Annotated in this window: 18 protein-coding genes and 1 pseudogene; 4 read left to right on the plus strand and 15 right to left on the minus strand. The window is 54.9% G+C overall.

The genetic code is table 11. From position 1 onward, the window contains the following. The 7 genes from glnS to RT018_RS13445 all read right to left on the minus strand — a co-directional run. A partial coding sequence (glnS, locus tag RT018_RS13415) for a glutamine--tRNA ligase (protein WP_312942807.1) occupies positions 1-1,089 on the minus strand: 1,089 nt, incomplete at its 3' end. Positions 1,090-1,249: 160 nt separating this feature from the next. Continuing rightward, on the minus strand, positions 1,250-1,474 hold the full coding sequence (locus tag RT018_RS13420; protein ID WP_312942830.1) for a DUF6514 family protein: 225 nt from the start codon (positions 1,472-1,474) through the stop codon (positions 1,250-1,252). A 240-nt stretch (positions 1,475-1,714) separates the two neighbouring features. Further along, positions 1,715-2,314: a DUF4093 domain-containing protein gene (locus RT018_RS13425; protein ID WP_312942809.1), complete on the minus strand. Its 600-nt coding sequence runs from the start codon at positions 2,312-2,314 to the stop codon at positions 1,715-1,717. Then, positions 2,311-3,366, minus strand: a complete 1,056-nt coding sequence (holA, locus tag RT018_RS13430; RefSeq protein ID WP_312942811.1) for a DNA polymerase III subunit delta — start codon at positions 3,364-3,366, stop codon at positions 2,311-2,313. Before holA ends, RT018_RS13425 begins: the two co-directional genes overlap by 4 nt. Positions 3,367-3,377: 11 nt before the next feature. Further along, positions 3,378-5,633: a DNA internalization-related competence protein ComEC/Rec2 gene (locus RT018_RS13435; protein WP_312942813.1), complete on the minus strand. Its 2,256-nt coding sequence runs from the start codon at positions 5,631-5,633 to the stop codon at positions 3,378-3,380. Beyond that, complete coding sequence (locus RT018_RS13440) at positions 5,630-5,851, minus strand: helix-turn-helix transcriptional regulator (protein ID WP_312942814.1); 222 nt, start codon at positions 5,849-5,851, stop codon at positions 5,630-5,632. Before RT018_RS13440 ends, RT018_RS13435 begins: the two co-directional genes overlap by 4 nt. Before the next feature lie 33 nt (positions 5,852-5,884). After that, a complete protein-coding gene (locus tag RT018_RS13445; protein WP_312942815.1) occupies positions 5,885-6,973 on the minus strand; it encodes a DUF3048 domain-containing protein in 1,089 nt (362 codons plus the stop codon). A 108-nt stretch (positions 6,974-7,081) separates the two neighbouring features. Between RT018_RS13445 and RT018_RS13450 the strand changes: the two genes are divergently transcribed. Continuing rightward, on the plus strand, positions 7,082-7,675 hold the full coding sequence (locus tag RT018_RS13450; protein ID WP_312942816.1) for a DUF4364 family protein: 594 nt from the start codon (positions 7,082-7,084) through the stop codon (positions 7,673-7,675). 137 nt (positions 7,676-7,812) lie between these two features. Here RT018_RS13450 and RT018_RS13455 read toward each other — a convergent pair whose 3' ends face one another. The 3 genes from RT018_RS13455 to RT018_RS13465 all read right to left on the minus strand — a co-directional run bounded on the left by RT018_RS13455 (position 7,813) and on the right by RT018_RS13465 (position 10,883). Continuing rightward, a complete protein-coding gene (locus RT018_RS13455; RefSeq protein ID WP_312942818.1) occupies positions 7,813-8,928 on the minus strand; it encodes a DHHW family protein in 1,116 nt (371 codons plus the stop codon). A gap of 11 nt (positions 8,929-8,939) precedes the next feature. Further along, entirely contained in the window at positions 8,940-10,334 is a 1,395-nt protein-coding gene (locus tag RT018_RS13460; RefSeq protein ID WP_312942819.1) for an MBOAT family O-acyltransferase, read from the minus strand. A 69-nt stretch (positions 10,335-10,403) separates the two neighbouring features. Then, positions 10,404-10,883 carry a DUF4358 domain-containing protein gene (locus RT018_RS13465; protein ID WP_312942821.1) on the minus strand — a complete coding sequence of 160 codons (480 nt, stop codon included), beginning with the start codon at positions 10,881-10,883 and terminating at the stop codon, positions 10,404-10,406. A gap of 290 nt (positions 10,884-11,173) precedes the next feature. Here RT018_RS13465 and RT018_RS13470 point away from each other — a divergent pair. After that, positions 11,174-12,188: pseudogene (locus RT018_RS13470) on the plus strand (threonine aldolase family protein). A gap of 48 nt (positions 12,189-12,236) precedes the next feature. Here RT018_RS13470 and RT018_RS13475 read toward each other — a convergent pair. Together RT018_RS13475 and RT018_RS13480 are read right to left on the minus strand one after the other, a co-directional pair. Continuing rightward, positions 12,237-12,809 carry an N-acetylmuramoyl-L-alanine amidase gene (locus tag RT018_RS13475; protein WP_312942822.1) on the minus strand — a complete coding sequence of 191 codons (573 nt, stop codon included), beginning with the start codon at positions 12,807-12,809 and terminating at the stop codon, positions 12,237-12,239. Positions 12,810-13,015: 206 nt separating this feature from the next. Beyond that, on the minus strand, positions 13,016-14,848 hold the full coding sequence (locus RT018_RS13480; protein WP_312942823.1) for a methyl-accepting chemotaxis protein: 1,833 nt from the start codon (positions 14,846-14,848) through the stop codon (positions 13,016-13,018). A gap of 225 nt (positions 14,849-15,073) precedes the next feature. Here RT018_RS13480 and RT018_RS13485 point away from each other — a divergent pair, with 225 nt between their 5' ends. Further along, a complete protein-coding gene (locus tag RT018_RS13485) occupies positions 15,074-15,322 on the plus strand; it encodes a helix-turn-helix transcriptional regulator (RefSeq protein WP_312942824.1) in 249 nt (82 codons plus the stop codon). Positions 15,323-15,472: 150 nt separating this feature from the next. On the opposite strand, the gene RT018_RS13490 is transcribed toward RT018_RS13485, so the two are convergent. The 3 genes from RT018_RS13490 to RT018_RS13500 all read right to left on the minus strand — a co-directional run bounded on the left by RT018_RS13490 (position 15,473) and on the right by RT018_RS13500 (position 19,854). Continuing rightward, positions 15,473-17,230: an ABC transporter ATP-binding protein gene (locus tag RT018_RS13490; RefSeq protein ID WP_312942825.1), complete on the minus strand. Its 1,758-nt coding sequence runs from the start codon at positions 17,228-17,230 to the stop codon at positions 15,473-15,475. Further along, complete coding sequence (locus RT018_RS13495) at positions 17,230-18,987, minus strand: ABC transporter ATP-binding protein (protein WP_312942826.1); 1,758 nt, start codon at positions 18,985-18,987, stop codon at positions 17,230-17,232. Before RT018_RS13495 ends, RT018_RS13490 begins: the two co-directional genes overlap by 1 nt. 267 nt (positions 18,988-19,254) lie before the next feature. Continuing rightward, the gene (locus RT018_RS13500) at positions 19,255-19,854 is read right to left on the minus strand and encodes a TetR/AcrR family transcriptional regulator (protein ID WP_312942827.1); all 600 of its coding nucleotides are present in this window, start codon (positions 19,852-19,854) and stop codon (positions 19,255-19,257) included. Positions 19,855-20,314: 460 nt separating this feature from the next. Here RT018_RS13500 and RT018_RS13505 point away from each other — a divergent pair. Then, a partial coding sequence (locus RT018_RS13505; RefSeq protein ID WP_312942828.1) for a class I SAM-dependent methyltransferase occupies positions 20,315-20,815 on the plus strand: 501 nt, incomplete at its 3' end.

The raw sequence follows: 20,815 nt of genomic DNA on the forward strand, positions 1-20,815 counted from the left end.
AACAGTCAGCTTCAAGGGCCGCAGCACCGCCATGGTCCGCCGTGCGGTTTCGTTCAAATCCTCCCGCAGGCAGTGCTCCAAAAAGCCGTATTCCACCACGCTGGAGGCTTTTGCAACACCGATGCGTTCGCAGAAGCTGCGGACGGCCCGGGGCGTATACCCCCGGCGGCGCAGGCCGCACAGGGTGGGCATCCGGGGATCGTCCCATCCGGAAACTACGCCCTCCTCCACGAGAGTGCGGAGTTTTCGCTTGCTCATCACCGTATGGTCAATGCCCAGGCGGGCAAACTCGATCTGCCGGGGCTTTGCGGGCAGGTCGCAGTGTTCCACCACCCAGTTGTACAGCGGGCGGTGGGCCTCAAACTCCAAAGAGCACAGCGAGTGGGTAATCCCCTCCAGCGCGTCCTGAATGGGGTGGGCAAAATCGTACATGGGATAAATGCACCACTTATCTCCCTGCCGATGGTGGTGCATATGATTGATGCGGTAAATCACCGGATCTCGCATATTAAAGTTGCCGCTGGCAAGGTCGATTTTGGCCCGCAGGGTCATGCGTCCGTTTTCAAACTCGCCTCCACGCATCCGCTCAAATAGGTCAAGGCTCTCCTGGGCAGGCCTGTCCCTCCAAGGGCTGCGTGCGGGCACGCCGATTTCGCCCCGATAGTTCCTAAACTCCTCGGGGCTCAGTTCACAGACATAGGCCAGGCCCTTTTTGATAAGGCCCTGCGCCTGCCGATAATCCTCTTCAAAATAATCGGACCCATAGAAAAAGCGGTCGCCCCAGTCAAAGCCCAGCCAATGGATGTCCGCCTTGATGGCGTCCACATACTCCTCATCCTCTTTGGTGGGATTCGTGTCGTCCATCCGCAGGTTGCACAGGCCTCCGTATCTTTCCGCCATTCCAAAATCAATGGTTAGCGCCTTACAGTGGCCAATGTGCAAATATCCGTTGGGTTCGGGTGGAAAGCGGGTGTGAACCGTCATCCCGGCGAATTGCCCACCCGGGGCGATGTCCTCCTCGATAAACGTCTGGATGAAATTGCGGCTCTCCGGCGTCTCCGTCTCCGGAATTTTGCGTTCTTCTGCCATGTTGCGTTACCTTCCTTCCTGTGGCGCTCTTTTGCTTTGATCCATAATCAGAAGTCTATTATACAAACTCTGCCAGGAAAAAGCAAGGGGAACGCTTCGTCGAAGGATTCGGCAGAAGAAGGCACCGATTTTGCCGCACCCGGACACACCCGCTCTCCCGTCAGCAAATCAGCCAATCCTCCGCCACATCTCTCAGCGTCACCGGTGTCACGGCGCAGCGAAGCAACAGCTCCACCAGCCGCCATACACGGTCGCCGGACACCGCCAGTCCATGCACGTGGCTTCGTTCGTCGCCCCGAATAATTTCTACACCATAGCCGCCTGTGCCATCCAACAGGTAATAACACGTTTTTTCTCCCAGAACCTCAGTCTCCCCAATAAACACTCTGCGCAACCGCGATCCCTCCCATTTTTGACAAACCGCCATTGAAAACTCGGCCCTGCTCCCAAATCACGCCGCATGGAAGTTGATACATCAGTTATTTTAACATGTCTTTGTGTCGTATTTTGTCGAATTATGGGGTACAACTGTCCGAATGCGAAAAACATCGAAACATTTAAAATTTAATTTTGTGCAAATTGTCTAAAATCGAAATATAAAGTATTCGATTTTTTTCACTTTATTTCAAAGCTCCGATTCTCCATTCAGGAGGTCCAGCAGTTCCTCCCTGCCGTACAGCAGATTCAACGCCTCCAGCATAGCGGAAACAGACAGATGCTCCGGCAGCGCCAGACGCCGCAGCAGCACCCGTCGTTTCTCTCCGCTGTCCTGCCCACCGCTGAGCCCAAGCCCATAGAGATCAGCCTTGGTCAGGGGCTTTTTTGCTGACAGCGGGGCGTCTTCTCCTTCAAAGGTGGCGCCCGCCCGCTCCAGTGCGTTCAAAAGCACCTCCGGGCGCATCCCCTCCACACCCAGCTTCCCCTCTTTTCCAGCCTTGCGTTTGCGGCGCTCCTTGCCGTATAAATCCGGGATATACGCCTGCTTCACCCGGTCCTTCGGCAGCGCGCCCTTAAGATAATTGCGGATGACAAGGCCTGCGCCGTCGCTGTCCGTCAGAACAATCAACCCTCGCTCCTCCGCCAGGCGGCGAAGGAGGGCAAGCTGCTCTTTGTCGTTAAACACAGCAAAGCCGCCCACAGGGAACACGGCGGCGTCCACTGTCTGGCGAAGAGTATTTTTGTCGTAACGGCCCTCCACCACAATCACTTCCCGCACCTTTCTCATCGCTTTTGAACCCCCAGACGCACCAACAGCAGCTTCAGCTCTCCCGCGCTGTCCACGCCTTTTTCGCTTTTCATCCGCCTGTCCAGCACCTGACACTCCTTTACCGCCCGGGCACACCAGGCCGTCGTGGTTTTTCTCGCGGCGGACAGCAACAACCGCACCGGATAGTCCGACTTATAGCCCCACAGGCTCATGAGCCAGTATTTGTCCTTTCCGCTATCTAGGGACAGTCTGGCGGTGTAAATCCGGCGAAGCTGCGCGCCCAGCATTCCCAGAATCAAAATCGGCTCCGTCTGCATTTTCAAAAGATCCCCCAGAATCCGGGCCGCCTCATCGTAATTCCCCGCCAGCACCGCATCGGACAGCTTAAATACCTCCGCCGACAACATCGGGTCCGCCACCGCGTCGATGTCCTTCTCCGTGACGGTCTTTCCTCTTACATAAGCCCCGATTTTGGCAATCTCGGGGACCAGACCGGTCATCAGCGGACCACAGAGGAAAATGAGATACTCTGCCGTCTGCCGGTCGATTTCCTTGCCCAGTGCCCGGAACCGCCGGGCAATCCATGCCGTTAAATCGCTGCTCTCCGCCTGACGGAACTCCACTGCCTGGGTGTGTCCCGCAAGCGCGGCACACAGCTTTTTCATGGTTTTGTTGGGTTTATAGTCCAACGTATCATAAGAAAAAACCACGCAGCAATAGGACGGAACATCGTCTAAAAACGAGATCAACCGTTCCCGCTGGTCTTCTCCCAGCTTGAAAATATCAAAATCGCTCACCTGAAGCAGCGTCCGCTCCGTCATCATGGGCATGGCCTCCGCCATTTCAGAAAGGGCCTGCACGGTCAGGTCCTTCCCTTCCAGACGGTGGTAATTAAATTCCTCAAAGCCCTGAGGAATCAATTTCTTGCGCAGCTCCCCCAAATAGTATTCCCGGAGGTATGCCTCCTCACCGAAGAAGATGTAAACGCCACCAGCCGTCCCGGCGGACAAATCCTCTTTCAACTTTTGAAACGCCTTGTTCTCTCTGGGCTTTGCGGTCTGATAAGCCATGTTCATCTCTCTCACTTTACAGAAATATGGGTGTTCCCCTGCCGGTCCGTCCGATAAACGGACGCGCCTGCGTTTGCCAGACGACGCAGGGCCTCGTCCGACGGGTGTCCGTAGTTGTTCCGCCCTGCGCTGACAACGGCGACTTCCGGGCTAAGTGCCGCCAACAGCTCCTCTCCCGTGGAGTATTTAGATCCGTGGTGCCCCACAATCAGCGCCTCAATGTCCGGCAGCGAGTAGGCCGCAAGAAGTTTTTCCTCCGTTCGCGCGTCCATGTCGCCGGTGATCAGCAAATCAAAATCTCCGGCGGTGCACAGCAGGGCAAGGCCGCTGTCGTTGTCGTTGCCGGTGCCCAACGGCGGATAAACCGTTAAAGTGCTGTTTCCCAGAGTCAGCATTCGCTCCTCCGTCACCAGCTCCACCGCCGCGCCGTGGGTTTCCGCCGTCTCCGTCACCCATTCCCGCAATCCCGCGTCGTCCCATTTGTCCGGCAGCAAAACCGTCCCCACCTGCAAACGGTTCATCAGGTCCGTGACGCCGGAAACATGGTCATAATCGTAATGGCTCAGCACCAGATAGTCAAGCCTTCGGCAGCCCATGCTGAGAAGCTGGTCGGCGGCGTCCCCGCCCGCACGCTTCCAACTGGATGAAGAACCGCAGTCCATCATTGCGAACTGCCCGCCGGAAGCCATGGTGGTGCAGCTTCCCTGCCCCACATCCACTACCACAATGTCCAGCGTGCCCCATGTATAGAAAAATCTGCCCAGTTTCACCGTCACCGTCAGAGACAGTGCCACCAGCACTGCCGCCGCCGCATATTTGCGGCGAGCCTTAGACTTTCCCAGATACGCCACGCCGAACAGGAGGTAAAAGTATACCAGCCAGTATTTCAAAAACGGGTTCGTGTAATACAGCGCGTGGTATGGAATTTTTGCCAGGCCCTCTACCACCGTCAGCACATAGACAATCAGTCCCTTTGGAATAAGGGCCAGAAGCAAGGCGGGCGCTACCCACGCAAACGACAGCAGGACGGAAATCAACCCCGCCCCGAAAATCAGGCTCACGGCCCACAGGCACAGGAGGTTTGAAAGGGGCGAAACCAGCACCAGAAAGTTAAAGTAATACGCCGACAGAGGCAGGGTGAACACCAGCGACCCGCAGGTGGCAGAAACGCTGGTGGAGATGGCCCTGGCGATCCGTCCCCGATCCTTGTCACCCAGCAAAAAACGGTTCATCCTCGGCGTCATCCACAGCATGCCCGCCACCGCGCCAAAAGAAAGCTGAAGCCCGATGGATGCCGCGGCAAAGGGATTTTGCAGTAACAGCAGCAGGAAGGCAAAGCTCAGGGCCGTGGGCGGGTCCCCCTCCCGCCCACATGCGGGGGCAATCAGCAGCAGAGATAGCATCACGCAGGCGCGCACCACCGAAGGACGCGCCCCGGTGAGCAGCGCGTAGAAAATCAAAATCGGAATGGCGATACACGCTGCCGCCCGACGGTGCTTTTTGCCAATCAGCGCCAGGATCAACGCGGCCAAAAAAGAACAGTGCAGACCGGACACCGCCATGATGTGGTAGGTGCCCGCCTCGCTTAAATCTGTCCCGGCCGCTTCACTCAGCAGCGTCGAGTCTCCCGTGAGAATAGCGGTCATAAAGCCCGCTGCTTCCCCAGGATACAACTCGGCAATGTTCTCCCGCATGGCCTGTCCCATTCGGGCGGGCCACCATCGGAGCGAAGAAGCACTTCCGTCTCCATACGCCGCTTCTCCCCTGCCATAGGCCAGAAGAAACACACCTTTGGAGATGAAGGCAGTCACCTCGTCATCTTGTATCTTTGCCGCGCTTTTTAACCGCAGGTCGTCCGTCACCGTTTGACCTGGAGCCAACTCCAGAAGGGACGCATCCCCGTAATAAACGGCCCGCACTCCCCGCAGACCGGGAATGTCCGGGCGCACCGTCACCTTTGCGCCGTAAGCCGTTGCACTCGGATACTCTGTCAAAACCATGGTCACATTCGTCAGCTCCTGCTCCGCCAGCGCCTCCGCCGGAGCCTGCACCAAGAGCGCAAATGCCCAGTAATACCCAAATGCCACTGACAAGGCGGTGCAGATCAGAACAGCCCGATACCGTCTCGGTTCCCGCAGGAAAAGAGCCAAAACGCCAAGTCCCAAAGCTGCCGCTGAAAAAACCAGTAGCAAATGGTTTGGCAGAAGATATTGCGCCAGAAAAATCCCCGCACAAAAAGCGGACGCCCACGTCGCAAGCTTTCTCATTTTCCGGTGGGACGCAAAGGCCGGTCAGTTCTGCCCAGAAGATAGTCCGTGCTGACGCGATACAGCTCCGCCAGGGCAAGCACCGCCCAGACGGGAATTTCCCGTTCCCCGCTCTCATAGCGGCGGTAAACACTGCGGTGCATGTTCAGATACGCCGCTACGGCGGCTTGGGTAAGGTCGCGGTCTTCTCTCAGCTCCCGGATGCGCCTAAAATACATGGCCCCACCTCAAAATGCGGATTATTCTACAGGTTACGAAGCCTCTACGGCCCCGGTTTTCGGGCTGATGATGCATACATAACTGTTCCCCCGCTCCAGATTTAGCAGTATTCCGCCCTGTGTGGTATAGACAAAGGGACTGCTTCGATTGGCCCTTCTCCAATGGATGGGAATGGTCTTCCCCCCACAGAAATACGCGCCATCTCCCTCGCCGGTGGTCCTTACCTTCATTCGCCCGTAGGAATCCCCTGAAATCACGGAAATATTTGTCTCCAGCACCAACAGGTTCGTCACCGCCACCTGCTCCCCTGTGTCTCCGTCCACATACGGTGCGTCATACTGCCCCACAAGGTACTTGCGGCTTTGCGCGTCATACTCAAAGGTCCCGGTTTTGTAGACGGAAAACTTTACCCGGACATGCTCTGCGGGTTGGCCGTTGAGGGGCGTAGCGTCGTCCACAAATTTTTGGCTGTAAGTATAATTGGATTTGTGCTCTGTGGAAAAGCGGCCCTTAGCGAGATACGCAAGAATGTTCTCCCCAGAGGTAATCAGGCTGTGTTCATAGCCCATGGTTTTTTTGCGCTCTTTGTCCCGCCAGAAAATTTCCGCATCGGACCCGCCATTCACCCCGTCCATCCTGTCCACCTTCCATTCGTTCAGGTTGGAATACGCCTCCGGGCTGCCCCCGGCGTGAACGTACAGCGCATCGTGGCCCAGCGCCAGTTCGATGTAATAGGGGCGACTGGAGCGGACGCTGCCAAGCTCCCCCACCTGTTTCCCCTCCAGCGTCTGGTAAAGGGCCAGCATCCGGGTAATACCTCCTTCAGCGGTGACTTCGTAAAGAATGTCTGCCGAAGAGGGTCCCAACTGCGGCTGGGCCTCGCGGAGATTGTTCAGCATTACCGCCACAGGCCGCCGTGTTTCATACTCCGGTTCCATGGGAAACCCCGTCAGAGGGTTCGTGCCGGAGGGGACGTAGGGTGCCGGTTCTTCCATCACCTCCGGCGCTTGGGCGGAGACGGCGGCGGACGACTCTGCCGGAGCGGGAGGCTCTTTTCCACCGCAGGCGGAAAGGCTGATTATGGACAGAGTCGCACACAGGATCGAAAAAAATCGTTTCAATAAACGTGCCGCCTTTCGTCAGCTTTTTCCTTATCATCCCACCAGGAAGCCGCTCCGTCAAGTCATTTTATAGGTTTGCTCTGTACAAACCCGTGGAAAACGGCTATAATGGTCGTAACCAACAACGCCTATGCGGCGCAAGGAGGTGGCCCCATGGCCGGACACGGCTTTATTCACGATCATCTGGAGATAAAATTTCTGATTTTGTACATCGCTGCGCGGGTCATCGAGTCGGTGCCCTTTGATGCGATGCTGGAGTTGACGCTGTGCGACGACGCCATTGACTATTTTGACTTTTCCGACTGTCTTGCAGACCTTGTAAAGACAGATCACTTAACGCTTTCCGATGACGGCCTATACGCCATCACCGATAAGGGGCGGCGAAACAGCGAAATCTGCGAGTCCAACCTGCCCTATTCCGTCCGCCTGCGGTGCGACAGGAATCTGTCTGACTACAACCGCCGCCTGCGGCGTAAAAGTCAAGTGCAGGCCTCCTCCATCCAGCGGCCCAACGGGACATGGACCGTGGCCCTGTGCCTGTCCGACGACATGGGCAGTGTGATGGATATGGAGTTGATGATGGTGCGGGAAGACATGGCCAAGGCGGTTGAGAAGCGCTTTCGCCAAAGCCCGGAGCGGCTATACGGCCAGATTGTGGACCTGCTCCTCTCCGACGGGCAGGATGAAGAAAGCGAAAAATGACTTAATCATGAAAAAGCGTCTGAGGAATTAACTCCTCAGGCGCTTTTTTTCTCCGGCTGTTAATAATCCAAAAACGCGCAATTTCGAGGGGGAGGCAACAAAGGGCCATCGTGTTATTCCCCGTCCGCCCTCTTTTATCAGCGACTTAAAAACACGAGGTTTTTGTCCGTTACAAAATTCTGTACACTATAACTCACCACGATGCTGTCCACTCCGTTTTCCCGGGCATACTCCGCGGGAGACAGATGGTAATACCGGAGGTCCAACAGGTGAACCTCCGCAAAGGTCTGAGACAGGAACGGAGCCATGGCGTCTGCATAGGAGTCCCGAATCAGAAGGAGTTTGCGGTCCGTGGCGGCGTTTGAATTTTTGACGATGCAAATCGGTCGGTTGCCCCCCAGAAACGAGGAATATTTGTCTTTCTTTGCAAGATACGAGCGGTCATACAGCGGCAGGCTCCCCGTTGCGCCATCCTGCGGGTCGATCACCGTCACGCCCTTCTCCGGGACGTAATACTCCATGGTATCCGGCGTCAGCCAGTGGACGCCGGAGGTGGAATACAGGGTTCCGTTAAAGTCTGTACTGACCGTTTCCGGTGTAAAGGAATCCAAGCTTACAGCCTCTTCACCCAAAGCCTCACACAGGGCGACGTAGCCGTAATACGCCCCCAGACTGGTCCAGTGGTGGTCCGTGCGGTAGAAGATTTTCTCTCCCACCCGGTTCTGAAGCGCCGAGAGATAATCCACCCCGGAAACGCCCGTTTCTTCCAGCGCCCTTTGGATAAACGCACTCTGGTCTGGAACCGGGGCACCGGCGGGCAACCTGTCCCCCCAGATTTCCGACGCGGTGGGAATCAGCCCCAGATACACCGGAACCTCTGCCGTCTCCGCCAATGCGGAGACATAGCCAAGATTTTTTTCCGCCTGCTCTCCCGGCTCGTCGCCCCGGTTAATCAGCGTATCTCCGCACAGGTATACGCCCCGGAATTCCGCCTTTCCCAAAAACTGCTCCGCCCGGGCCTTCAGACCCGTCCAGCCGTCCCGTCCCGGAAACTGGTCTGCAATATAGTCCTCCGCATCCGCCATAAACGTCCCGTCCGCAACCCTAGCTGCGGTGAGGGCCGGGCGCTTTGCCAGCGTCCGATTTTCCGTCTCGGACCACACTCGGTCCGGCAGCGCTAGATGCAGCACCCCAATGCAAACCAAAAACGCGCAGAAGAGGGCGGAGCGAAACATCCCGTATTTTTTCGTCATTCCCTCACCCCCTAAAAGCGGAAATACAAAAACGGATTATAGCTGTTGTCCACCAGATACGCCGTGCACACCGTCAGCCCCGCCAGCATCAGTAAGGGCTCGGCAATTTGCCGCGCCCGCTCTGGCAGCCGCGCCCACAGGCGCAGGCCCAGCGTGGTGGATGCAAGAACCAGAATCACAAGGGTCTGGCCATAGCTTCTCAAAAGATACCCGTCTTCCGCGCTCCATAGTGTCCCGCCGCCAAAGCAAATTTTCAGATACGCCACGCACTGGCCCAAATCCTCAATGGCAAACAGGCCCCATCCCACGGCGGCAATGATCAAAGTGTAGATACGCTGCACCGCCACGGGTGCACGGCTGAGCGCACCGCCCAGCACATATTTCTCCAGAATCAGCCACGCGGCAAAATACTCGCCCCAGAGGAGGAAATTCCAGCTTGCCCCGTGCCAGATGCCAGTCAGCGTCCAGACAATCAGGATGTTCCGCAAGGTTTTCCACGTCCCGCCTCGGTTGCCGCCCAAGGGGATGTAAACATACTCCCGAAACCACCCGGTCAAAGACATGTGCCATCGCCGCCAGAACTCCGTGACGGATTTTGCAAGATACGGGTGGTCAAAATTCTCAGGAAAATTAAAGCCGAAAATATCCCCAAGGCCGATCGCCATATCAGAATAGCCGGAAAAGTCGAAATAAATTTGGAGAGAGAACGCTGCCAGCCCCAGCCACCCCCCTGCTGTTGTCAGCGTCTCGGTAGACTGAGCCGCCAACTGCGTCTCCCACAGCGCGCCCACGGCGTTTGCCAACAGCACCTTTTTCGCAAGGCCCACGGTAAACCGCAGCGCCCCCCGGGCAAAGCTCTCCGCCGTGGTATGGCGGGAATTCAGTTCCAGTGCCACCTGCTTGTACTTTACAATGGGTCCCGCGATGAGCTGGGGAAACATGGTGACAAAGGTCCCGAAGGCCACAAGATTTCGTTGCACCGGCGCGTCTTTGCGATATACGTCGATGGTATAGCTCATGGTCTGGAACGTGTAGAAGGAAACACCGATGGGGAGATGTACATTTAGGTCCGGCAGGGCAAGGCCCGGAATCAGCGAGAGATTTGCGGCGATAAAATTATAGTACTTAAAAAAGACCAGAATCAGCAAGTTGAATATCACGGACTGCGCCACAAACCACCGGGCCTTTTTGTCCTCGCGCCGATATTTTTCCACCAGAAGCCCATGCGAATAGTCGATGGCGGTGGATAAAAGCATAATGAGAACGTAAACGCCCTCTCCCCAGCCGTAAAACAGCAGGCTCACCGCCAGCAGCACCAGATTCCGCCACTTCAATGGAACGGCAAAGTACAGCGCCAGCGAGATGGGAAGATAAAAAAATAAAAATACGGGGCTGCTGAATACCAACGCGGCGCCTCCTTTCTTCGTACAGGGAAAAGCCGCGGCTTAGAAACCGCGGCCGGGCAGCGCCGCCGCTCAGGATGCGAACAGCGCGTTATATGCTTCGCTCAGCTCCTCCTGATGTTCACCAGAAACAATCAGAGCGGCGTAGCTTCCGTTGACAGACACTTGCGCGTTTTCCCATGTCTGAATGGTGCTGGGATACCACGCTCCTCCGTCCACCTGATCCTCCATCCGCTGCTGAAGAATGGCCTTGGCGGCCTGCGCGTCCTCGGGGGAATTGCACTCCATCAAAACCAGCTCCTCCGCCGCCGCGCTAATCATTACTGAACGGGCGATAAACTGTTTTGTCTCAATGTCTTTAAGCCCCGGATAGTAAATGTCCAGCACGTCGTCAGGCGTTTCAGCCATGCTCTCGTTGTCCCAGCCCAGCGTCTCCGCCATAGAGTTGTAATAGGCGGTCAGGTCCGGGTGCTTGTCCCCGGTATCTCCACAGGCGGTCAGTCCCATCATCAGCACAAGCGCCGCCAGAACAGGAAATAGCAGCTTTTTCATAGCAATGTAACTTTCCTTTCATTTTTGCGGCCGTAGCCGACATTCTCACCTTGTTAACGGTTCAAGCGGGGAAAATGTTCCCGGCATAATGCTGAATTTCCTCAGGACCGCACCTTATAGCGGGATGGCGTTCGTTCTTGATTTTTTTGCTTTCCAGAGGTATGATAGCAGAAACGGCAGGCGATTTCAATGGATATTGTGCAAAGGGTGAATCTGTCCGCAATCCTGAAAAGCAGGACTCCTCCAACCGCCTGCGAGCCGATTTTTCAATCATAGAAAAGAGGAACTTTATGTACAGCTTCCGCAACGATTACAGCGAGGGCGCACACCCCGCAGTGCTGAAAGCCCTGATCGAGACAAACGAAGAACAGACCCGGGGCTACGGTATGGACCCCTGCTGCGCGGCGGCGGCGGAAACGATTCGCAGTCTGTGCGCCGCGTCGGAGGCTGATGTGCATTTCCTTGCGGGCGGCACACAGGCAAATATGCTGGTGATTCACGCGCTGCTCCGCTCCTTTGAAGCCGTGATCGCCGCAGACAGCGGCCATGTTGCCACCCATGAGACGGGCGCGGTAGAGGTCACGGGGCATAAGGTCTGCACCGTCCCCTCCCCTGACGGGAAGCTGACCCCGGCACTCGTTGGGCAAGTGCTGGACAGTCACGACGGTTCGGAGCACATGGTCCACCCCAAGCTGGTCTACATTTCCAATACCACAGAAGTTGGCACCGTTTACACAAGGGCGGAACTTTCCGCCTTGCGGGATGTCTGTCGGGAGCGGGGGCTGTATCTGTTTTTGGACGGCGCACGTCTCGGCTCTGCCCTGACGGTGGAGTGCAGCGACCTTACGCTTTCTGATCTGGCAGCTCTTACCGACGTGTTTACCATCGGCGGCACGAAAAATGGCGCGCTGTTCGGGGAGGCCGTTGTTTTCTCAAACGGCAGACTACCGGGCCTGTATGAAGCAGCGGGGGGGCATGCTGGCTAAAGGCCGTCTGCTGGGCATTCAGTTCTCCGCCCTGCTGGAGGACGGACTGTATTTCGACCTTGCCCGCCACGCAAACGAAATGGCGCAGAAGCTGCGCCAAGGGATTGCAGCGCTGGGCTATGGCTTTGCTTCCAACTCCCCCAGCAATCAGATTTTTCCCATTTTCCCCGACCGGGTGGTAAAGGGTCTGGCGCGGGGCTATGAGTTTGAGTACAGCGGACCCGTTGGGGATGGGCTCACCGCCATTCGTCTTGTGACCAGCTGGGCCACGCCCCAGGAAGCTGTGGATTTGTTTTTGCAGGATTTGGCCGCTCTATGAGTATATAAAACTCCCCCTGCCGACCTACGGCAGGGGGAGTTTCTTTCTTTAGGAGGAAAACCCGAAATAACGCATGATGCCGTTGTAAATGCCCTGCGCGAACTGATACTGGTTATCCCGTAGCTTCTCCATGTCAGAGGGATTCGACACATACGCCATCTCCACCAGAATGGAGGGCATGGTGGTCTTGCGCAGAACGTACAGGGATGGTCTCGCGATCACGCCGTTGCGCTTTGTGCCGACGGCCTCTACAATCCCGTCCAGCACAGCCTCTCCCAGCCAGTTGGACTGGGTGTAGAGCTGATAAATGTAGACCTCCGAGCCGTTGATTGCAGGGTTGGGGTTGGCGTTGACGTGGATACTGATAAAATAGTTGGCGGGCCACTCGTTGGCCATGCGCACCCGCTCTGCAAGACTGGTAGAGTTGTTGGTGCCCAAAACCGTGTCGGGCGTTGGACGGGACAGGCGCGCTTCAAAGCGGGGGTCGCTGTTGAGCATCTCCGCCAGATACACGCCCACTTGATACGTAACATCCTGCTCGTCAAGCCCGTACCAGGACGCGCCGGTATTGTGATAACCTGTCGGGTTGTGCCCCTGGTCAATAAAGATCTTGATTGCCATGCTAACACTTCCTGTTCCATGATGAGGTAATATACCTGTAAAGCATCATATTCACCTCTGGGGCAGGAAGTGCGAACCATCCAAGCAACGCCCCGCCCACGCTCCCACATCTCATGGACACGGGAAAAGCGGCGGGAGGCAAATCCCGCGGATTCGCCTCCCGTCCACGAATACACCAATCGCGTATCAAATGCGTTTTTGCGCCCTTAATATTTTCCCGCAGTCAGTTCCACGCGCGTGTCTGCCGTTTCCCACGCCCGGTTGCTCCGTACTTCCCCGGACTCGTTGCTGTTGTCTTTGTCACGCGGCTCCTGCTCTTTGCCCTCCCAAAGCCTGAATTTTTGGACCTCCTGACGCAGGGCAATGGCCTGAGCCGACATCTCCTCGCTGGTGGCGGAGTTTTCCTCCGCCGTGGCGGCATTGGTCTGCACCACCGAGGAAATCTGAGAGAGTCCATCCCGGATCTGTTCGATTGCTCCGGTCTGCTCCGCGATGGACTGCTCGATTTTTCCAAAGCTGCGCGTGGCTTCCTGGGCCACGGCACTCACATCCTTGAGAATCTGTGCGGTCTGATTTGTCAGCTCTGTCCCACGGTCAACCGTAGATACCGAGTTTTCAATCAACTCTGCCGTCTGCTTGGCGGCCTCGGCAGATTTTGCCGCAAGGGTGCGCACCTCGTCCGCCACCACCGCAAAACCCTTGCCCGCGTTGCCCGCCCGGGCAGCCTCAATGGCAGCGTTCAGCGCTAGAATATTGGTCTGGAACGCGATGTCCTCGATGACCTTGGTAATGCTGGCAATCTGACTGGACGCCGAAGCCACCTCGGTCATGGCCTGTGTGAGTTGTTCCATGTGTGTGTTTCCGGCAGTGACACGTTCGTCAGACTTCCGGATGGACATTGCGGCAGCCCCCACCAGGTCCAGATTCCCCCGCGCCTGATCCGAGATATGCTCCACAGTGGCGCCCAATTCCTCCACGGCGGCGGCCTGCTCTGTGGAACCGCTGGCAAGCGCCTGTGCTCCGGCGGAAACCTGTTCGGAGCCAGTGGACACCTGCTCTGACGCAAGGTTGATATTGCTAAGCGTATTGCTGAGTTTATCCCGCATTTTTCGGATATTGTCCAGCATGGGACGGTAGTCGCCCACGTAGCTGTCCTCCGCCTGAGAGTCCAATGCAAAATTGCCGCCGGCAAAAGCCTCCAAACCTCGGGAAAGATCGACAATAATCTCCTTCAGGGTATCAGACATCCTGCGGGAGGCTTTGGCCAGCACACCAATCTCGTCTCTGGAATCCACATCGATAGAAACATCAAGATCCCCCTCGGCCAGTCGTTCCGTGGCACTCACAACCACGCCGATGCGCCGGGACAAATTGCGTGCAATTAAAATTCCAATAAGTACCGCAAGCACCACACCAACTGTAATTACCGCAATCATGACAATCTCAGTATATCTTACCTGCTGAGTCACTTTCTCAATTTGCTCTGTAATATACTCGTTGTTATATTCTATCGCTGCGTCAATACTGTCGTCAACAGCAATACGGTATGGCGCGATCTCTTTAGTTAAAATGTCGTATGCCTTCATCCAATTCTCAATATCCATTCCGTGATCGTCAACAAATTTATCCCGAATTTTTTGATATTCCTGAAACCTGGACTCCACCTCGGTAATCAATGCCGTCTCAGTTTCAACCTCCGCTGCGTCATATTTGAGCAGCATCGCTTTGTAATCCGCAAGCGCTTCCTCCATCGTGCTGTCGACATCAGAAAATTCCGCGCGTATCTCCTCCTTTTCCTGTCGCGTTTCCACCAGCAATAGCTGATAAAGGTTACCACGGATCTTTTGGTTTCCGGCGCTAATTTTTTCAAGGCATTCCAGAGCCAATGACGTATCCCGATAAGCCGTTCCATAGGACGCGTCCACGCTTTCCAAGCTAAACATCCCAATTGTTCCGATGATCGCCGCAATCATCGCCACAATTAGAAACCCTCCGGTAACCTTTGTCGCAATTTTTAAATTTTTATACCATTTGCCCATTCATTTTTCCACCTTGTTATTTTTTATTGATTTTTCTCGCGCAATTCATTGCACCGCAACGATTCGTTCTCGTTCCTCCATCCCCTTCTTTTCTTTTTAGATGTGTGCTTTTGTTAATTTTGGAATGTATACATTCCAATTTTATCATATACAATACGATAAAATCAACAAAAGTTATTCAAAAGTATTTAAAGCATTTTTAAATACGTTTGGGAGGGGGCTGTTATGTCGCAGAAACTTAAGCAGGACATATCAATGGGAGCGAATTTAAAGCTACTTCGAAAACGCGCTCGGCTTTCACAGGAACAGGTTGCCGCAAGCCTTGAGTTAATGGGCCTATCCGTCAGCAGGGAGGTTCTTTCGCAAACGGAGCGAGGACAATACAGTGTCAGAATCAGTGTTCTTCTTGCCCTGAAAGAACTCTACCATATTGAAAGTTTTGATGCGTTTTTTCAGGATCTAAAACTTAGATAACCCTACTACATCGTTGATCTCATGGGTATCTCTTATCAAGATACCAAAAAATAAAGCGATCGGCTGTATGCAAGCATACAGCCGATCGCTTTATTTTTTGCCCCCCGCACTCGGGTTCCAGTTTTTAGCTTGTGGAAAGTAAACTCTTTTTTACGTAATGGACTGCGTGACCGTTCGGCCCAGCTTCCAGCCAATGGACTGCTGGCGCATGCCGATGAAATCTGCGTAACGCCCCCCCTGTTCTATCAGTTCACTGTGGGTTCCTTTTTGGGCAATGCGCCCGTTTTCTAACACGACAATTTGGTCCGCGGTCCGAACGGTTTTCAGTCGATGGGCAATCATAATGACGGTTTTGGACTTTGTCAGCTCCGCAATTGCCTGTTGAAGCAACCACTCGTTTTCCGGGTCCACATTGGCGGTGGCCTCATCCAAAATAATGATGGGACTGTCCTTGATGATCGCCCGGGCGATGGAAATCCGCTGCTTTTCGCCTCCGGAAATGCTGGCTCCTCCCTCTCCGATCACCGTGTCATATCCGTGGGGCAGTGCCATAATAAACTCATCACAGCAGGCACGCCGCGCCGCGTTGCGTACCTCCCCCAGCGTGGCGTTGGGCTTGCCGAAGCGAATGTTGTTGGCAATCGTATCGTTGAACAGGTACACATTCTGGAACACCATGCCGTAGTTTTGCAGCAGGCTGTCCAGCGTGTATTCCCGCACATCCCGACCCCCCAGCGTGATTCTTCCCTCATTTACATCCCAAAAGCGGATGATGAGGTTGCACAGCGTTGTTTTTCCTCCGCCGGAACCGCCCACAATGGCCAGCGTGGAGCCTTGCGGAATATCAATGCTCACACCGTCGATGATTTTCCGCTTGTCATAGGAAAAGCCCACGCCCTCCACTGTGATATTCGTATTTTCCGGAGAAATGTCCGCGCCATCCTCATCCATCACCGGCATATCCAACGCGGCATTGATATTGTCAATGGCCAGCGCCGCCGTGCGCATGAGGGCGGACATATTGCCGCCGGTTGCCAGCTCGTTATAGACCATGGCCGATGCAATACACATCATCAGCGCGTTTTTCAAGGGCATGGAGCCATCCAGATAAAACGCGATGGAGTATCCAACGATGGCAAGCCCCGCAAGCTTCGCAACAATGCCCTGCAAGGACATCAGCGGGATAAAGGTCCGCTCCATCCGGTAAGAGACAGTGTTTTCCTCGTCGATGGCGTCAGACACCTTTTTGTTGGCGTCGCCGCTTAGGTTATAGGACTTGATGACCGCGATGCCCTGCACATATTCCAGAATGGCTTCCACGGCCCCCTCCACAGACCTCAGCTTGCGTCCGCTCATCTCCTCGCCCGCCTTATGCATCCGGCTGTTCACAAGAAGGAACAGCAAAAAGCCCGTCAGCGTCACAAGCCCGATGCGCCAGTCGAACATAAACAGCATCAAATTGATGGCTGTCGTGGTCATCAGCCCCTGCACGGACAGGACCATACTGCGGGTCAACGTCTCCTGAAGGCTTTCGCAGGTGTTGGTGGCGACGTTTGTAATCTGGCCAAGATTGCGCTGATTAAAAAAACCCATGGGCGCGTAGCGCAGCCGTTCGGCAATCCGAATACGCGCCACCGCCGCCGTGGTATAGCCTGCCCGTGTCTCCAATTGGATGGAGAAATAGTTGCAGAAATACGCGCCCAGCATCCCTGCCAGCACAATGCCCATGGAAATCCACGCAGTTTTTTTGCTTGCGCTGCCGTCCAGAATCGCTCCCAGCGCATAGGCTGCCCCCAACAAAGAAAACGCATGAAACAGACTTTGAAAAAATCCAAAAACCAGTGCGCCTGCCATTTTTTTGCGCTGATCACCCGCAAAGTCAAGAAATTTTTTAATGTATCCAAACATTACCGCACCTCCAAAACGTCTTTTGCGCCAATATGAGCCTCCCACAGCCGACGATACAAACCGCAGTCCTCCAACAGTGTCTCATGGGTGCCCGCCGCTTCAATCTTGCCCCCGTTCACGACGATAATCTGGTCGGAATCCGTGATGGTGGACAGGCGGTGAGCCACCACGATCAGGGTCTTTCCCTCCACCAACTTTGCCACCGCGTTTTGAATCACCGCCTCGTTTTCGGGGTCGGTATAAGCAGTGGCTTCGTCCAGAATGACAATGGGCGCGTCCTTTAGCATGGCCCTTGCAATGGACAGCCGCTGCCGCTCTCCGCCGGAGAGATGTCCGCCTGCACTGCCCGCCACGGTGTCATACCCGTTTTCAAGCTGCATGATAAAGTCGTGGCAGCCGGCAGCGCGGGCGCAGTTCTCCACCTCCGCGTCCGTGGCGGAGGGGCGGCCCTTACGAATGTTTTCACGCACCGATTCGTCAAACAGGAAGTTGTCCTGCGAGACATAGGCAATCATGGTGTTGAGCTGCTTCAGGGGAATTTCCCGGATATCGGTTCCGCCGATGGAAATGCTGCCGGAGGTGACGTCCCACATGGAGGCAATCAACCGGGCAATCGTGCTTTTTCCACTGCCGGAGGGGCCAACCAGCGCGTTTACCGTGCCTTCCCGGAACGTAAAATCCACTCCATGGAGTACTTCCACATCCCGATAGGCAAAACGCACGCCCTGCCCTGCAATGTCAAACCGGCTGAGCACCGCCGCCTTTTCCGGTCGCACAAGCTCCTCTTCCTCCAATATCTCGTTAATCTCCCCCACAATCGTGCCGATTTTTCCAAGGTCATCCGTATAGCTCATGGCGCCGATGAGGGGCGTCATCATGCCAAAGCTGAGTACCACAATCATCACAATGTCGTTCAATGCCAGCGTCCCCTGCAAATAATACAGTACGCAGGCGGGCAAAACGCTCACCAGAACCGAGGGGATAATTACCATCGCGGCGGAGAAAAAAATCTGAGTATCCCGCATCCAGTCGATGGCGGAATGAGCGGAATTATGAACCGCATCAGTAAACTTCTGATAGGTATTGGCGGTCTGGCTGAAGGTTTTAATGACCTCAATTCCGTTGATGTACTCCACGGCGACGGCGTTGAGATGCTTGCCGGAATTGATATACCGGCTGAATTTTCCCTGATAACCCGCCATCATCCCCATCATGGCCAGAAGGCCCGCTGGAAGCGTGGCAAGAGACCAAAGCCCTACCCGCCAGTCCAGTATCAGAATGTAGACGAGAATGACCACCGGGGCCAACAGCTTACTGGTCATCTCGGGCACCAGATGGGCGAGAGTGGGCTCGATGCTGTCCACCCGCTCGACAATCAGATTCTTGGTCTCACCGCTGGGACGGTCCATCACCCGGCCCATGGACATGCGCGCAAGCTTTTCGCACATCCGCTTGCGCACATCTGCAATCACGGTAAAGGTGGCTTTGTGAGAAACAGTGGTGGACACGGCATGCAGCAGATAGCTTGCAATCCAGAAGATAGCCGCCACACCCAGCCACTCGGCATAAGCCCACGCCGCCTGCTCCTTTGCAATCAGCAGCGTGACAATCCGGCTAACGGCATAATATGGCACAATGGCGCACAGTACCTCCATTACCGCCGTGAGCATCGCGAGGGCGTATTGCCTCTTGTAAGGCGCCGCCCACGCAAAGAGATCGGAAAACGGCCCCCGTTTTTTTTGATTTTGTTGATTCATTTAAAATCTCCTTTCTTTCTGTCCAGTCAAAATAGCTCCGCCGCCCACACCCGTTCTAAATTCAGCGCTTCGTCGCAACACTAGACAATCCGCTCCGGATCGAATACAACAATCAGCACGGCATCCACGGTCTAGTCAGTGCCTGTGTCAAATCATTTCCGGTCAGGTATCCGGAACTTGCGTAGGAACAATGAGTGACATCATAAAACCTCCTGTCAATTTCAGCAGTTTAGTTAGTTTTAACTAACTTTTGGCCAAAAATTAAGATCAAAGCTTGAACAATTCCTGCCAGCCGGCCATACTGAAACGCTTGGCACTGTCCAGCACGGCGACGGCCTTTTCATACGACAGGTCATGAGACACGCATTCCACAAGGTATTGAAACCCGGAGGCGGCAATGATGTGCAGGAACATATCCTCGACACGCCGCCCTCTTTTGCCAAATGCGTCGCAGTAAGCACGCTCCTCCACGGCAATCAGTTCCTCCAAATACGAGACCCAGCGCGTGCCCTCCGAACGGCAAAAAATCAGCCGAAACGCCTCGAAATGTGCGTAAATATACTCCAGCATCCAATCCGTTCCCAAATATGCCGTTTCCTTCATATGGACAAAGGTCAGCTTGGGCAGGTCCGCCTTGAACTGGGCGTGAATGCCGCGAAACCGATCGAGCATCTCTTCCGCCGGAGCCTGCACCAACGCATCAAACAAAACCGCCTTGTTGGAAAAATGATTGTACATCGCCCCGGTGGTCACATTTGCCGCCTGCGCAATGCGGCGCATGTTGGCACTCTGATAGCCGTACTCCATAAATTCCTTACTGGCACATTCCATAATACGCGTTCGGGTTATCTGCGAATTCACACTCATGTTATCAGCACACCCTTACAAAAACTAATAACAATGTTATCAGTTTTCTTCAAATTGTCAAGCCCATTTTCACATTAATGAGGAGTAGTCGCTAAACTCGGCTGCCGATTTCTTCCACGGAGACTTTGATGCAGGCGGCTTGACAGGAAGGCGAAATAAGCGTAATTTATGACTGTAATATCCAATTCATTCATGCTGTTTCCATAAAGCTATTCTTTCCAATTGTCTTTTTTTCTTTATAAAGTTAGCGTATTATAACTCTGTGTTGGGTATTTTAAAAGCAGGTGCATATCGTGCATCTGCCGGACGTTTTTTTCACGGAGGAAGTTATACTCTGAGCAATGACTCCAACTTTCATCTCCAGTAAATCGGGTGGTCCATTGAAACAAGGAGGTTTTGCCCGGCGGCGACAGCGCCCTATGCTGTCGGATTACACAAAAAATATGAGGAGGGTTGCTCTATGGTACATGAGGAAATTCGTCAAGCCTATCAGGCGCTCGGAAAAGAGGCAAATGCCTACGACGGAATGATTACCTGCTCCACCATATTCGGAAGGGCCGTCTGCCGTCTGGTCTGGGATATGGGGCAGGCGGAAAACAACCGCTATCTGGAATTGGCGTTGGCCGGAATCCCGGAGAACTTTTCCGGGAAGCTGCTGGAGGTCCCCGTGGGCACCGGCGTGCTGACCATGCCGGTATACAAGACGCTGCCACGTGCGGACGTGACCTGTCTGGATTACTCAGCGGAAATGATGGCGACGGCCCAAAAGCGGGCAGGACTGTTCGACCTTTCAAACGTCCGGTTTATGCAGGGCGACGTGGGTTCCCTTCCCTTCGAGGACGGCAGCTTCGACCTTGTGCTTTCTTTAAACGGTTTTCATGCCTTCCCGGATAAGGCGGCGGCTTTTCGGGAAACCTTCCGGGTTTTAAAGCCCGGTGGAGTATTTTGCGGCTGCTTCTAT

This window comes from Oscillibacter sp., assembly GCF_032060045.1.
Taxonomy (GTDB): domain Bacteria; phylum Bacillota; class Clostridia; order Oscillospirales; family Oscillospiraceae; genus Oscillibacter.